The 14151-nt window shown below is 46.3% G+C and carries 12 protein-coding genes and 1 tRNA gene; 4 read left to right on the plus strand and 9 right to left on the minus strand.

Annotated features, from left to right (window positions below):
• Positions 1 to 2 precede the first annotated feature (2 nt).
• The 5 genes from Q0218_RS09800 to Q0218_RS09820 all read right to left on the minus strand — a co-directional run bounded on the left by Q0218_RS09800 (position 3) and on the right by Q0218_RS09820 (position 7095).
• Positions 3 to 1451, minus strand: a complete 1449-nt coding sequence (locus Q0218_RS09800; RefSeq protein ID WP_297969114.1) for a flagellar hook-length control protein FliK — start codon at positions 1449 to 1451, stop codon at positions 3 to 5.
• Between the two features lie 108 nt (positions 1452 to 1559).
• Positions 1560 to 3545 carry a TonB-dependent siderophore receptor gene (locus tag Q0218_RS09805; RefSeq protein ID WP_297969116.1) on the minus strand — a complete coding sequence of 662 codons (1986 nt, stop codon included), beginning with the start codon at positions 3543 to 3545 and terminating at the stop codon, positions 1560 to 1562.
• Positions 3546 to 3563: 18 nt separating this feature from the next.
• Positions 3564 to 5462: an iron ABC transporter permease gene (locus tag Q0218_RS09810; RefSeq protein ID WP_297969118.1), complete on the minus strand. Its 1899-nt coding sequence runs from the start codon at positions 5460 to 5462 to the stop codon at positions 3564 to 3566.
• Positions 5459 to 6331, minus strand: a complete 873-nt coding sequence (locus Q0218_RS09815) for an ABC transporter substrate-binding protein (RefSeq protein ID WP_297969137.1) — start codon at positions 6329 to 6331, stop codon at positions 5459 to 5461. Before Q0218_RS09815 ends, Q0218_RS09810 begins: the two co-directional genes overlap by 4 nt.
• Positions 6331 to 7095 (minus strand): ABC transporter ATP-binding protein, encoded by a 765-nt coding sequence (locus tag Q0218_RS09820; RefSeq protein WP_297969120.1) that lies wholly within the window; start codon positions 7093 to 7095, stop codon positions 6331 to 6333. Before Q0218_RS09820 ends, Q0218_RS09815 begins: the two co-directional genes overlap by 1 nt.
• Before the next feature lie 166 nt (positions 7096 to 7261).
• On the opposite strand from Q0218_RS09820, the gene typA reads away from it, so the two are divergent.
• The 3 genes from typA to Q0218_RS09835 all read left to right on the plus strand — a co-directional run bounded on the left by typA (position 7262) and on the right by Q0218_RS09835 (position 11384).
• A complete protein-coding gene (gene typA, locus Q0218_RS09825; protein WP_297969122.1) occupies positions 7262 to 9070 on the plus strand; it encodes a translational GTPase TypA in 1809 nt (602 codons plus the stop codon).
• 608 nt (positions 9071 to 9678) lie between these two features.
• Entirely contained in the window at positions 9679 to 10389 is a 711-nt protein-coding gene (locus tag Q0218_RS09830; protein WP_297969124.1) for a hypothetical protein, read from the plus strand.
• A gap of 200 nt (positions 10390 to 10589) precedes the next feature.
• Complete coding sequence (locus Q0218_RS09835) at positions 10590 to 11384, plus strand: undecaprenyl-diphosphate phosphatase (RefSeq protein ID WP_297969126.1); 795 nt, start codon at positions 10590 to 10592, stop codon at positions 11382 to 11384.
• Between the two features lie 22 nt (positions 11385 to 11406).
• Here the strand turns inward: Q0218_RS09835 and Q0218_RS09840 are convergent, their stop codons facing one another.
• The 4 genes from Q0218_RS09840 to coaE form a co-directional block, all read right to left on the minus strand.
• Positions 11407 to 11826, minus strand: a complete 420-nt coding sequence (locus Q0218_RS09840) for a hypothetical protein (RefSeq protein WP_297969128.1) — start codon at positions 11824 to 11826, stop codon at positions 11407 to 11409.
• Entirely contained in the window at positions 11823 to 12512 is a 690-nt protein-coding gene (locus Q0218_RS09845) for a metallophosphoesterase (RefSeq protein WP_297969130.1), read from the minus strand. Before Q0218_RS09845 ends, Q0218_RS09840 begins: the two co-directional genes overlap by 4 nt.
• 58 nt (positions 12513 to 12570) lie before the next feature.
• Positions 12571 to 12658 (minus strand) — tRNA-Ser (locus Q0218_RS09850).
• Positions 12659 to 12711: 53 nt separating this feature from the next.
• On the minus strand, positions 12712 to 13317 hold the full coding sequence (gene coaE / locus Q0218_RS09855; RefSeq protein ID WP_297969132.1) for a dephospho-CoA kinase: 606 nt from the start codon (positions 13315 to 13317) through the stop codon (positions 12712 to 12714).
• A 73-nt stretch (positions 13318 to 13390) separates the two neighbouring features.
• Between coaE and purM the strand changes: the two genes are divergently transcribed.
• Positions 13391 to 14151, plus strand: a 761-nt coding sequence (purM, locus tag Q0218_RS09860; protein ID WP_297969134.1) for a phosphoribosylformylglycinamidine cyclo-ligase, incomplete at its 3' end; no start/stop codon positions are given.

Genomic DNA, 14151 nt, shown 5'->3' on the forward strand with positions numbered 1-14151 from the left:
ATTTATACGTATCGCGGAACGACGAGCTCTAAACGAGGTGCTGCCGCTTCGACTTGCTCTGTGCCGCCAGCATTAAATTTAGAGCCTTTGTAGTTCTTTTGCCCTTGCTCTTTTTTTTGCTGATTTTGATCGCTAAAGTTCATCTCAAGCTCGGTAAAACCCATATTTACGAGGCTATTTTTAAACTCGGCCTGATTTTGTAAAAATAGGTTCATCGTCTGCGTGTTGGAGCTAAAATTTATGTGCAGATTGTTGCCGCGATTTACCATCGTGATCTCGACTTCGCCCAAATTTAGCGGATTTAGCGTGATGTTAAAGCGCATGAAAGGCGATTTGTAGGCCGCGACCTGCTCTTTTAAATTTGAGCTAAAGTTATCAAACGTCTCGCGCACGGCTTGGAAATTTCTAGTTTGCGCTTTGGCGTTTGAGATTACGTCTTTTACCATAGCGTTTAGTTCGTTATTTTCGCCGTTATCGCTTTGGGTCTCGGTTAAAATTTGCTCCTCAGCGTTTTCGCGCTCCGGAAATAGCAAATTTTGCAAATTTATCTTTTTAGAGTCTTGACCGAGCCCCGATTTTTCGCTTTTTGCGGCGGACAAATTTAGCTCGCTTTCGGCTTTGAGGTTTGGCTTTTCTTCTTTTAAATTCGCCTCTTTCTCGTCCTCGTTTTTTACCGCTTCTTTTATGATTTTGGAGTTTTGAGCCAAATTTTGGGCATCTTGCGCTTTTGCATTGGCGTCTTTTGGCTGGGTCTTTTTTTGCTCTTCTTGCACGGCGGCTAGTAGCTTATTTAGCGTATCTTTTGGCTCCGGCTCGTTTGCGTTTATCGTCTCTTCGACCTTGTTTTTTAGCTCGCTAAATGCAAAATTTTTCTTAGGCGCCACCGGTTCAAAGAAATCTTTTTTCGCCAAACTTGGAAATTTCTCGCCCAGCTCGTCGGCCTGCTCTTGCGTCACTTCGATATTTTCTAGGCCTAAATTTAGCTTATTTGCGATCTCTATTAGCTCGTTTAGATTTTTGGCTCCCCTTAGCTCGTTTAGCGTCGTTTCGCTTGAGAGCGCTTTGGCTAAGCGGTTTTCAAAATTTGGAAATTTGCTGATTTTCTCGCCGCCGCTAAGCATCTCCAAAATTTGCAAAAGCTGCATAAAAGTCGCATTTTCAAACAAATTTTCCGCCGCTTCCTCGCCTAAAATTTCTTTTACGTCCGTGCTTTGGATGGGCGCTTTGATTTGCTGATTTTGAGCCGTTTGAGCGGATAAATTTACGGCTTTTGCCATCTCTTTTAGATCTTTTTCGCTTAAATTTTCACCCTTTTTAGCGGCCGCGTCTAGCACCATAGAGAGAAATGCACCGTCTTCTTTACCGCCTTTTTGCGAGCTTTTGCTCTGCTTTTTCACGCCGCCTTTGATGCTCGCGTCAAAGGACAAAATATCGTTTTGAGTAGTCTGCATAAAAACCCTTTAAATTTAACTTTCAAAGGGTATGCAAAAATCGTTCCTAATCGTTTCGTAGAAAAACTCGCCTCGTTTGAGGCGAGTTTGGGAGATTAAAATCGGAGATTAAAATTTATATTTAGCCGTTAGCGTAGCTCTGATGCCTTCGCCGTAGTAGCAATAATATCCGTCGCAACCGGAAAAATACTCTTTGTCGGTTAAGTTATTGACGTTTAGACCTACGCTTAATTTTTTATACTCGTATTCCGCCATAGCGTCTAGCAGGGTATAAGAATGGCTTTTGTAGCCGCTTGCCGAGCCGTCCGGGATAGAGCTTACGTATCTAACGCCCGCGCCCATTTTTAGGCTTTGGTCGGCGGTTAGGCTAAATTTATACGTTATAAATGAATAGAGCGTGTTTTTAGGTATTAGAGCCGTTTGAGTTACGATATCGCCGTTTACTCCATCGTGAGTTTTTGCGCTAAAATAATGCGTATAGGCCGCGATCCAGTTTATATCGTCGGTTAAATTTACGTTCGAGCTTATTTCTAAGCCTTTGGTTCGTTTTTTACCGGCTTGGCTTTGGATATATAGGCCCCCGACCATACTGCCCACCAGAGCGTTTTTCTCTTCTATATCAAAGTATGCAAGGCTAAATTCTCCGTCTATAAATTCTGGCAAGTATTTTACGCCCGTTTCGTATTGTCTGCCTTCGATAGGTTTGTATCCGACCGCGCTGTTGCTTCCTACGACGGGAGTAAAGCTTTGAGAGTAGTTAAAAAACGGCATCAATCCGATCGCGTCGAAGTTATACATTACGCCCGCTTGATAAGTGGTTTTGGATATTTCGTAGTTATTTTTCGTGCCTAGCGTATCGGAGTCCTCTTTTAGCTTGTCGCGTCTAACGGCGGCGTTTAGGATGAGGTTGTCAAAAAGCGTCGCTTGGTTGCTAAAATAAAAGCCCAGTTGCGACTGATCTACGTCGTATCTTGGGGCGCTACTAGGTCTAGCTACGCTTACTCTATCGCCGATAGTCCAAGGCGTCGTGCTAGAAAAGCCGTAAATTCCGTCCGCTTTTATTTTTCGGTAATCAAAGCCGAACGTGGCTAAATTTTTGATGTTTTCGCCTTGAAATTCATAGCTCAAGCGGTTGTCGAACGTATGAGACTTCACGTCCGCATCGACTAACGTAACGCCGAAACTGCCCACGTATAGCGTAGCGAGCTGCTCTTTGTCTTCTTTGTTAAATTTATAGCTCGACGCGAATTTTAAATTGTCCGTAAAATTATGCGTTAGCTCGTAGCCGGCCGTATACTGCTCTCTTTTTAAAAAGTCGCTGCTTGAGCTCGGATTTACGCCGCGAGATACTTTCGTTACGTTCGGATAGGGATAAAACGCCGTCACGCCCGTGCCGTTATCTTTGGTATAGCTTGAAAGTAGCGTCAGCGTCGTTTCGTCGCCGAGCAAAAACAGCAAAGACGGAGCGATATAATAGTGTTCGTTGTGCGTAAAATCGACGTCGCCGTGTTTTTTCTCGTAATTTCCGACTAAGCGAAATTTGACCCTATCGGTAAAAAGCTCGTCGCTCGCGTCAAAGAAAATTCCGCGTTGATTTTTGTTGCCGATCTTAAATCCGACCTCGGCAAAAGGCTTAGCCGTCGGACGCTTGCTGACTAAATTTATAACTCCGCCCGCGCTTGAGGCGCCGTATAAAAGCGAATTCGCGCCCTTTACGACCTCGATACTTTCAAGCCCGTAGATATCGTGCTGAGCGCCTAAATATCCGCCTTTGTAAGGCGTAGAACCGTCAAGCGTAACCGTCGCGTTAAAGCCCCTTAGCTTTAGCCAATCGGTCGTATCCAGATCCGTTCCGTAGGGATTTATGAAGCCCGCTTCGTATTTAACGGCATTATCGAGTTGGCTTGCGCCTTGTTCGGAAATTTTATCTTGCGTTATCGCAGTAGTGGTTCCGGGCTGCATAAAGTCGATTTTTCCGCTGCCTTTGGCTACAGAGCCCACGACGCTTACTTCTTCGAGAGCTACGCTATCGGCGCCCAAAGCGGCGACCGCGCTTAAACTTAAGGCTAAACCCAGCCTAAAACTATTTTTCATTTTGTCTCCTTTTAAAGTTTATTTTAATTTTCTGGCCACCGATACGAAATAGGCGCTTCCGATAATGGTAGCGACGAGCCCCGAAGGTATCTCGTAAGGAAAAATAAGCGTCCTGCCTAAAAAGTCGGCCGTTACCATCAATATCCCGCCGATAACAGACGCGGTTGCGATTTGCAAGCGCGGCTTGCGAAAGCCCAAAAACGACGCTATATGCGGCGCTAGCAAGCCAACGAAACTAACCGGGCCTATGTTAAGAGCCGCTAACGCGCTTATGCCCGCGCAAAATAAAAACAGTATCGTTCGGTATCCCGGGACGTTTACTCCCAAGCTCGAAGCGGTCGCGTCGCCTAAATTTAAAAGCTCGATTTGCCTGGAATAATAAAGCGCGAATAAAACGCTAGCTACCGCCGCGATAAATAGAGCAGCAGCCCACGCTGTCGTAACCGAATAGGTACTCCCCGACGCGTAGCTCATAAAGTTATAAATCCTGCTATCTCCCGTCGCGAGCAAAATTTTCTCTACTGAGCTAACAAACGCCATTATAGCTATGCCCGTTAAAATCACCTTGTGCGGCGACATTTCGTTTTTGTAGTTTACGGCTACGGTAAAGCAAAGCATGGCGCAAGCGCCGGCGATACCTAGCGGCACGGTCAAAAACGGCGCTAAAAGCATAGCCGCCAATACGCCAAGGCTCACGCCGGAATTTATCCCCAAAAGCTCAGGAGAAGCCATTTGATTTTTGCTTAGACGCTGTAAAACCGTTCCCGCGACGCCCAGTATCACGCCACTAAAAAGCGCGGCCGCTACTCGGTTTATACGCACGCTTAGTATCTCTTGGCTAAAATTTCCGATCCCGAAAAATAGCGAAAACAAGCAAGCCACGACCAAAACGGCTAAAATAACTGGCAATACGAAAGCGGCGTTTGCTTTTACTGCCGAGCCCGCGTCGCCGTCTTTTGTGGATACTTCGTTTTTATGGACGCCACGTATTATCAGCCATAAAAGCAAAGGCGCGCCTAAAAACGCGCTTATGCCTCCAGCGGGTAAATTTACGCCCGTTAAATTTAAAATCACGATCAAAATTTCGTCCGTAATGCCCAAAAGTAACCCGCCACACAAGCCGCAGCAAATTAGCTTTTTTGCGAAATTATCGAATTTAAATCTATCTGCTAGCGTATAAGCCCCAAGCCCTACGAATGCGATGATGCCGACGAAAGCTACCGTCAAAGCGGTGAGATAAGCGGCTATCAAAAGCCCCGTCGCGCGTATTAAATTTACGTTTACGCCAAGAGCCTTGCAAGCGCTATCGCCCAAAACAAAAAGGTGAAACGAGCGAGAAAAATATAAAATAGCCGCTAAAGCCGGCAAAAAATAAACTAGCATGGAGTAAAAATTAAACGCGCCGTCTTGCGCCAAATCCCCGCTCATCCAAACCGCGACGAAAAAGCTCTCTTCTTGAAAAAAGAGCATTAAAAGCGAGGTCAAAGATCCGAAAAATAAACCGATTATAAGTCCCGATAGCGTCGTGGTAAATACCGAAAATCCGCGCCCCGAAGATAATGCGAAAAGTATCGCTAGCGCCGCGACCGCGCCAACGAAAGAGCTCGCGACGGTGCTAAGTCCCAGATGCGGAAAGAAAAGAGCGCCCGCTAGCATAAAAAATCCCGCGCCGCTACCCACTCCGAGCGTACTATCGCTTGCTAGCGGGTTATGCGTTATTTGCGCCATCAAAGCCGTAGCCGTAGATAAAAACAGTCCGCTTAAAAACGCGACGCCTATTCGAGGCAAAATATAATTTAAAACGACTAAATTTTTGACGTTTTGGTCGAAATCTTCCAGTAAAATCGCCTGCGAGGCGGCTGCGGCGATACCCAAAACGACGAAACCGATCGAAAAAATCGTAAGTAATTTTTTCATTTTCGGGGATCTTGGTTTAGGTTTTGAGCCAGCTGCGTAGCAAAGCGCCGCATGCTTAAAATCGAGCCCGCGCTCCAAATCGGACTCATCTGAATACTATTTTCAAAAAACCCTAGAGCTCGAAACAGCCCGTTAAATTTAAGCTCGCGCTTAACATCGAGCGGATTTGGTTCGACGATAACGAGTCGCGAGTTTTTAGGAAGCTTAAAAAGCGAAGTGATCGGCACCGTGGCTATACCCCACAAATTAAACGTAAATTCTTTAGGCGCGGCGTTTTTTAGCCCCATTTTTTTCAGGCTTACTCCGTATATGCTGTTTTCTCCGTAAATTCTCAAACGCTTGCTGTCTATAAACTGGATCGTCGCGATAGGTTCGTTTGAAAAACGCGTGAGCTCGGCGCGTAAATTTTTAAAAAATTCTTCGTTTTCTCGTATGAGATTTTGTGCTTCTTTTTCTCTTTTTGCGATTTTGGCGATACGATGCGTCGCGTCCAAAATATTTTCGTATAAATCCCCTTCTTTATACGCGTCTATGACCTCTACTCGCGCGTATTGGGCTAGGGCGTTTTTGTTAAATTCAAAAAAGGACGGAATGATGATAAAATCGGGCTTTAACTTGATTATCGCTTCTAGATTGGGCTGCATTCTAAGCCCTAGATCGACCGCGTTTTCTACGCTTGGTTCTTTGACCCAAATTTCATAGTTTCTTTTATCTCCGATAGCCGCTACGTCGTATCCGATAGACCTCAATATCTCCGCCGCCGTCCAATCTACCGCTACGATTTTAGGGCTTAAATTTTCCGTTTCTTGGGGTAAATTTCGAGCGATTAAGGCGGTTAAAGTAAAAATAAATACGAAAAAAGCGCGCATCAAAAAACCGCCGCTAGTCGGTTTTGGGTAGGATGAGGAACGATGCTCGCCTTTACGCCGTAAATTTGCGCCAGGCGCTCGCTGTTCATTATCTCTTTTGCATCGGCGTTAAAGATCACCTCGCCCTTTTTCAAGGCTATGAGATAATCGCAATACGTAGCGGCTAAATTTATATCGTGAATAACGATAATAACGCCTTTTTTGAGCTCTTTGCCCAGCCTGGAAATAAGTTGCATAACCTCGATCTGAAAAGAGATATCAAGCGGAGCCAAAGGCTCGTCTAAAAGCAAAAAATCGCTTTGTTGAGCCAGTAGCATCGCCAAAAACAACCTAGAACGCTCGCCGCCGGATAAGGTGCGCACCTCTTGGTCTTTAAATTTAAGCGTTCCGGTCGTCTCCAAAGCCTCCAAAACTATGCGTTCGTCGTTTTTTTCGTCGCGCAAAAAGCCGCTTTGATGAGCATATCTGCCCATTGATACGAGCTCAAATCCACTAACGTCGGCCGCATCGGGTAAATTTTGCGGTAAATACGCGAGCTTTTTGGCAAAATCTTTGGCGCGATATTCTTTGATATTTTTATCCAGCAAAAGCACTTGCCCGGAATATTTTTTTTGCTGATTGGCTAAAATTTTAATAAGAGAAGATTTTCCCGAGCCGTTATGTCCGATGAGTCCGTAAATTTTACCGCTTTTGAATTCTAAATTTATTTGATTTAGTATCGTTTTGTTTGAGATTTTAAAGCCGACGTTTCGGGTTTTCAACATAAATTTACCTTAGGGCGTTTAACTGATATTAAATATTATAACCGTATAAAGCTAAATGTTAGATTAAATTTCGGTTATAAATTTTTTTTTAGCAAGTTTTGGGTATAATCGGTCTCTTATCAAAACGCGTATATCCGCGCTTTAAAAGTTTAAAACGGAGAAAAATTTGGAAAAGATACGAAACATCGCCGTCATCGCTCACGTCGATCACGGCAAAACTACGATGGTTGACGAGCTCTTGAAACAATCGGGTACTTTTAACGAGCACCAAGCCGTCGGCGAACGCGTGATGGACAGCAACGACATCGAGCGCGAGCGCGGCATCACGATCCTCTCGAAAAACACCGCGATCCGCTACAAAGACACCAAGATCAACATCATCGACACCCCGGGCCACGCCGATTTTGGCGGCGAGGTAGAGCGCGTGCTAAAGATGGTCGACGGCGTTTTGCTACTCGTAGACGCGCAAGAAGGAGTAATGCCGCAGACTAAATTCGTCGTGAAGAAGGCACTCTCGCTTGGCCTTCGCCCAATCGTCGTCGTAAATAAAATCGACAAACCAGCAGCCGATCCTGATCGCGTGATAAACGAGATTTTCGACCTTTTCGTGGCGCTTGAGGCAAACGACGAGCAGCTAGAGTTTCCTGTCGTTTACGCAGCGGCTAGAAACGGCTACGCGAAGCTAAATTTGAGCGACGAAAACGTAAATATGCAGCCGCTTTTCGAGACGATTTTGTCTCACGTTCCGGCTCCTAGCGGCGACGTAAACAACCCTTTGCAGCTTCAGGTTTTCACGCTTGATTACGACAACTACGTCGGTAAAATCGGCATTGCGCGCATCTTTAACGGTAAAATTTCTAAAAACCAAAACGTGATGCTCGCTAAAGCCGACGGCACGAAAACGACGGGTAGGATTTCAAAACTCATCGGCTTTTTGGGTCTTGAGCGCCGCGATATAGACGAGGCGCAAGTAGGCGATATCGTGGCGATAGCGGGTTTTGAGGCGCTGGACGTGGGCGATAGCGTCGTAGATCCAAACTCTCCTATGCCGCTTGATCCGCTAAAAATCGAGGAGCCTACGCTTAGCGTCGTATTTAGCGTAAACGATAGTCCGTTAGCGGGCACCGAGGGCAAGCACGTGACATCAAACAAACTCGACGAACGCCTAGCTAGCGAGATGAAAACAAACATCGCGATGCGCTACGAAAACATCGGCGAGGGTAAATTTAAGGTTAGCGGGCGCGGCGAGCTGCAAATCACGATTTTGGCCGAAAATATGCGCCGAGAGGGCTTTGAGTTTTGCCTCGGACGTCCGGAGGTTATCATCAAAGAGATCGAGGGCGTGCGCTGCGAGCCGTTTGAGCTGCTGGTGTGCGACGTGCCGGATGAGTTTAGCGGCACCGTGATCGAAAAACTCGGACGCAGAAAGGCCGAGATGGTCTCGATGAATCCGACCGGCGACGGACAGACGAGGATCGAGTTTGAGATCCCCGCACGCGGTCTAATCGGCTTTAGAAGCCAGTTTTTGACCGACACGAAGGGCGAGGGCATCATGAACCACAGCTTCCTCGAGTTTCGTCCGCTAATAGGCAGCGTCGAGCACCGCAGCAACGGCGCTCTAGTGTCGATGGAAAACGGCGTGACGCTAGCGTATAGCCTCTGGAACTTGCAAGATCGCGGCGTCCTTTTCGTCGATCCGCAGACCAAGACCTACGTGGGCATGATCATCGGCGAGCACAGCCGTCCAAACGACCTTGACGTAAACCCGATCAAAGGCAAAAACCTAACCAACGTACGCGCCAGCGGCTCTGACGATGCTATCAAGCTCGTACCGCCTAGAAAGCTCAGCCTAGAGCGCGCTCTGGAGTGGATCGAGGAGGACGAGCTAGTCGAGGTCACTCCGACGAACATACGCGTGCGCAAACGCTATCTAGACCCGACCATGCGCCGCAGAATGGCAAAAACAAAAGAATAAATTTTATAAATTTAGCCTGCAAATTGCGCTTTTGCGCGGTTTGCGGGATGCCAAATTTGCCGTGCTTACAAAAAGGATTTTGGCTTAAGTTTGCCGGGGAATTATTAAGCGATTTTTACGCGCTCGCTGTTTTTTAATTTCATAAATTTAACGACTCAAAAGCTAGGGAAATTCGGCCGAAGGGTAAGGCCGTACGCAAGTTTTTATAAGTCGGCAAATATAGCCGAATTTGCCTAAATTTGCAGTGGTAGTTGAAATGCGAATTTATCTAAACTATCTACAAATTTAAACGCGCGAAGATACTAAAAGATAGGTTTAGCGATTTCCCGCAAACTACAGCGACTAATTACGGTACGAAAGCGCCCCTAAAAAGCTTAAACTCACAGCCAGGCTCAAGCGGGCGCGATCTAAGTTATGATTACGATTTATCAAGCCGCGTTTGCTTTACCGCAGACGGCATGGGTAGTCTTTGATCCTGCGGTTTTAGAGGGGTGCTCAAGATTAAGCGGCACAAATCCCGTGCGAAGATGTCCGAGATTTCGGTCTCTTTGACTTGGGTCGAACTATAAAAATCGCAAAAATCTATGCTCGCCAAAATAGGAAATATTATGTTCACGCACTTTTTTAAACGGGATTTATCTTCGCCGCTAAAAGATAACTGGGTCGAGACGCTACCGGAGTACGTCAGAGACGGCGTTCTTTGCGCCAAGGAAAATCAATGCTCCTTACGAATACGCGATTGGTCGGCTTTTGATTTCATGATACCAAAACGCGTGAAGGGCAAAACCCCGCGTACTAGCGACGAAGTGATCTTGGATTTACGAGATTTATCGCTTTATCCTGATTTGCGCGGGTTATCCATCACGACTAATTTTAATTTAATTCAGGTGCGCAACCTTGACGTTCTTTACCGACTTAAAAATTTAGAAACGCTATCTATAAGCACGGAAAAAATGCATAAATTTGAGATAGACATCTCCAAAATAACGGCGCTAAAAGAGCTGGTTTTAGACGGCTATAAACCCTGCGTTTATAATATCGGCAAAGCCAAGCAGCTAGAAGTCCTCGTCCTATACGGCTACAAAAATAGCGATTTGAACGAATTTGCAGATTTATTAAATTTGCGCGATTTGAGGCTATTTTACAGCGAAATAAAATCATTGGACGGCATAGAAAATATGACCAAACTAGAGCATTTAGAGATTGCTTGGGCCAAAAATTTACAAGATATTTCGGCGCTGGATAGGCTGGAGCAAAAACACGAGATAGGCGGCGTTTTGCTACCGAAGAAATTTAAATGCAAAAATAAAAGCCGATGATAATCACGAAATAGCGCAAAAAAGCGATGGCGCTAAGAGATGAAATTGCGAACGTGAAAACCCGGCGCGAAATTTTAGTTGCGAGAATTTATGATTTTTCTGCTAAAATCGCGTCTTTACGACTTTTAAACCCGCGGTAAAAATCTCAAATCCGCCGCTAAATTTGCGTAAAACGACTAAATTTTTAATCAAGGTATAAAATGGAACTCTCGCATATCATCGTTTTAGCCCTAGTTCAGGGCATTAGCGAGTTTTTGCCCGTATCTAGCTCGGCGCATCTAGTGCTGGTGCCAAAGCTGCTTGGTTGGGCGGATCAAGGGCTTGCCTTTGACGTCGCCGTTCACGTAGGCACGCTGGTTGCGATTTTGATTTACTTTAAAGACCGCATCGCCGCGCTTTTGAGAGATTTTTTCGCCTCTATCGCTCAAAAAAAGACGGTCGGACAAAGTACGCTCGTGTGGGCGACGGGTTTTGGCACGATCCCCGTGGGGCTGTTTGGCCTAGCCTTTGGCGACTTCATCGAGCAATACGCTAGAAACGGCGCTTTGATCGCTATTATGACCATAGTTTTTGGATTAATTTTAGGCTTTGCCGACAAAAAAAGCGGCCCAAAGGACGAAGCCGCCATCACGATAAAAATCGCCCTAATCATCGGCCTAGCGCAAGCAATCGCGCTCATACCGGGAGTTTCGCGCTCGGGCGTGACGATGACTGCGGCGCTGATGCTCGGTTTTTCTCGAACGGCGAGCGCAAATTTTTCGTTTTTGCTCTCGATCCCGGTTATCGTGCTAGCAGGCGGTTTGGAGGCTATTAAAGTCTTTAAGATGCCCGATTCGCTACCTTGGAGCGACCTTGCTATCGGCGCGGCGATTAGCGGCGTTAGCGCGTATCTTTGCGTGCGGCTATTTATGGCGATGTTGCAGCGCATTTCGATGATGCCGTTTGTGATTTATCGCTTGATTTTGGGCGTATTTTTGCTCCTAACGTTTTTATAAATCGGCAAATTCGGGCGCGAATTTAAATTTGCCGTCCGAATTTGCTTTGTAAATTTAAAGCGCAAATTTGACTAAGACGGGTCAAAATGTGCTGCACGGTGATCTCTTTGTATTCGCAAATTTCCTCAAACAGCGCGTTGCCGTCCTCTTTTTTCATGGCTAGTAGCTCGTCTTTGCGCTTTTTTATCGCTTCGCCCTTATTGCCTAGCACTAGGACGTGCTTGCCGTTTAGCTTGCTAAAGATGGATATACTGGTCTGCATATCCTTGTGAAAGCTTAGATCACCTATGTTATAGACCGTGTCGCAGGGATTTACTCTATCGTTCCAGAGGCGAATGAGCGCCTTGTCCATCGCCTCTACGCTAGAAAAAGGCCTAAAGCATGGATGAAATTTCATGATATTGCTATGTCCGAAATACAAATCGGAGGTAAAATAAATCATTTTTGCTCCCTTAAATCCGCTTCAAATTTCTCGCCGCTTTTTGTTTCCATTATCTCTAGGCGCTTAAAAAACACGGCTCCTACGTCCATCGAAAAGACGTTATTTTCGCGCCTGGTTATCCTATTTTCTTCGCTTGCGACGTGCCCGTGAAATATCCTCTTGCCCGTATTATTGCCCTCCCAAAAGGGCTCTATACTCCACAGTACGTAGTCCTCGTCCTGCTCCTCTTCGCTTTTTTCGCCGTCAAAGGCTGCATGGACGAATATGCTTTTTTCAGGGCTTACGACGTGGGGCATATCGCTGATAAAATCCTTGAGCCACGAGAGCGCGAAACTGTTTAAATTTCGCTTGTAAATCGATCTTTTTGTTTTGTCGCCGCCGTTTCTAAGCCAAATTTGATGATCTAGCGCGTCGCCGCCGAAATACCCGTCCATCATCATTTTTTCGTGATTTCCTAGCACGTGGATCAGCGCGTATCTGTTTCTAACTAGCTCGGCGTATCTTTTGTAAAGCCCTATCGTATCCTCGCCACGGTCGCAGCTGTCGCCTAGGATGATTATCAGATCTTTTTTGCTCAAATTTATCTTTTTAAGCATCAGGTTAAAAAGCCCCAGACTGCCGTGCAGATCGCCGAATATGAAAATCCGCGCGTAATCATCTTCGTTTATGTGTTTTATCTTTATCATTTTTTGTTCTTGATTTTTAAATTTGCGGAAAAATTTTGGGTTAAGTTTTATAAGATTATGGCAGATGGGAAGGGATTCGAACCCTCGAAAGCTTGCACTTTACACGCGTTCCAGGCGTGCTCCTTCAACCGCTCGGACACCCATCTATGAAGCCTCGATTATAGCTAAAATTTAATAAGCGCAAACTTATATTTAAATTTTACGTGCGGGGTTTAGATGAAATTTCGCTTAAAAACTTTAACGTCTCGCTTTTTAAATTTTCAAAATCTCCGGTATTTTTTATCGTAAAATTTGCCGCAGCGCGCTTTTGCTCGATATCTATTTGTAGTTCTACGCGGCGCTTTGCAGCGTCGTAGCTAAGCTCGTTTCGCTTCATCACGCGCGAGATCAGCGTGTCTTTTGGCGCATAAACGACCGCTACGCGCGAAAACTCTTTGTAAGCGTCCCTCCTTTCAAAAAATAGCGGAATATCCACAAAATACGTCCTACCCGCGCTTTCTAGCTTTACGGCGCGAGATAAAATTTCAAGCCTAATCTTTGGATGCAAAATTCGCTCTAAAATTTTTAGCTTTTCCGCGTCGTTAAAAACTAGCGCGCCGAGCTTTTTTCTATCGATTTTGCCGCCATTTAAAACCTCGTCTCCAAACTCCGCCGCAACCTCGCTCGCGCATAAATTTAACTGTTCGTGAGCGATAGAGTCCGCGTCGATGATCTCAAATCCCCGCTCGCGCAGTATCTCGCAAACCGTGCTTTTGCCGCTACCGATGCTGCCTGTGATGACGATTGCATGTTTAAATTGCGGCATTTTACCTCCGATTTTTTACTCCGATTTTAGCAATTTTTGGCTAAAATTAACCAAATTTCAATAAAGGTCAAAAATGATAAGCTACAAAGACGCTGGCGTCGATATAGACGCGGGAAATGACTTCGTAAACGCGATAAAACCGTTCGTCAAGGCGACGCAAACTCCGCACGTTTTGGGCGGTATCGGCTCGTTTAGCGGCGCAGTGAGGCTGCCCGCAGGCTACAAGAAACCCGCTATCCTAGGCGCCACCGACGGCGTGGGCACAAAGCTACGACTCGCGATCGACGCGCGTAAATTTGAGGGCGTAGGCCAAGATCTCGTCGCGATGTGCGTGAACGACCTCATCTGCAACTTCGCCGAGCCGCTATTTTTCCTCGACTACTATGCGACTGCAAAGCTCGAGATCGCGGATGCCAAAGAGGTCGTAAAAAGTATCGCCGAGGGCTGCAAATTCGCGCGTTGCGCGCTGATCGGCGGCGAAACGGCGGAGATGCCCTCGATGTATGAGAAAGGCGACTTCGACCTTGCGGGCTTTGCCGTGGGTATCGCCGAAGAGGAAGAGATCGACCGCTCTAAATTTGTCCGCGAGGGCGACGCGCTCATCGCGCTTCCTAGCAGCGGCCTACACTCAAACGGCTTCTCGCTCGCGCGCAAAGTAGTTGCCGAGCTGGGGCTAAAATTTGACGATAAAGTGGACGGTCGCGCGCTTATCGACGTGCTTTTGGAGCCGACCAGGATCTACGTCGGCGACTTTTTAAATTTAAAAGACAAGATCCACGCGCTCGCGCACATCACGGGCGGCGGCATCGTGGAAAATCTACCGCGCGTATTTCC

The sequence above is a fragment of the uncultured Campylobacter sp. genome, from assembly GCF_938039245.1.
Lineage (GTDB): Bacteria > Campylobacterota > Campylobacteria > Campylobacterales > Campylobacteraceae > Campylobacter_A.

Bases quoted from the DNA above. Each gene is read 5' to 3' on its own strand.
- Q0218_RS09820 (WP_297969120.1), bottom strand. From the start codon at position 7,095: ATGTTGAAAACCCGAAACGTCGGCTTTAAAATCTCAAACAAAACGATA.
- Q0218_RS09810 (WP_297969118.1), bottom strand. From the start codon at position 5,462: ATGAAAAAATTACTTACGATTTTTTCGATCGGTTTCGTCGTTTTGGGT.
- Q0218_RS09815 (WP_297969137.1), bottom strand. From the start codon at position 6,331: ATGCGCGCTTTTTTCGTATTTATTTTTACTTTAACCGCCTTAATCGCT.
- Q0218_RS09845 (WP_297969130.1), bottom strand. From the start codon at position 12,512: ATGATAAAGATAAAACACATAAACGAAGATGATTACGCGCGGATTTTC.
- Q0218_RS09835 (WP_297969126.1), top strand. From the start codon at position 10,590: ATGGAACTCTCGCATATCATCGTTTTAGCCCTAGTTCAGGGCATTAGC.
- Q0218_RS09830 (WP_297969124.1), top strand. From the start codon at position 9,679: ATGTTCACGCACTTTTTTAAACGGGATTTATCTTCGCCGCTAAAAGAT.
- Q0218_RS09805 (WP_297969116.1), bottom strand. From the start codon at position 3,545: ATGAAAAATAGTTTTAGGCTGGGTTTAGCCTTAAGTTTAAGCGCGGTC.
- coaE (WP_297969132.1), bottom strand. From the start codon at position 13,317: ATGCCGCAATTTAAACATGCAATCGTCATCACAGGCAGCATCGGTAGC.
- Q0218_RS09840 (WP_297969128.1), bottom strand. From the start codon at position 11,826: ATGATTTATTTTACCTCCGATTTGTATTTCGGACATAGCAATATCATG.
- Q0218_RS09800 (WP_297969114.1), bottom strand. From the start codon at position 1,451: ATGCAGACTACTCAAAACGATATTTTGTCCTTTGACGCGAGCATCAAA.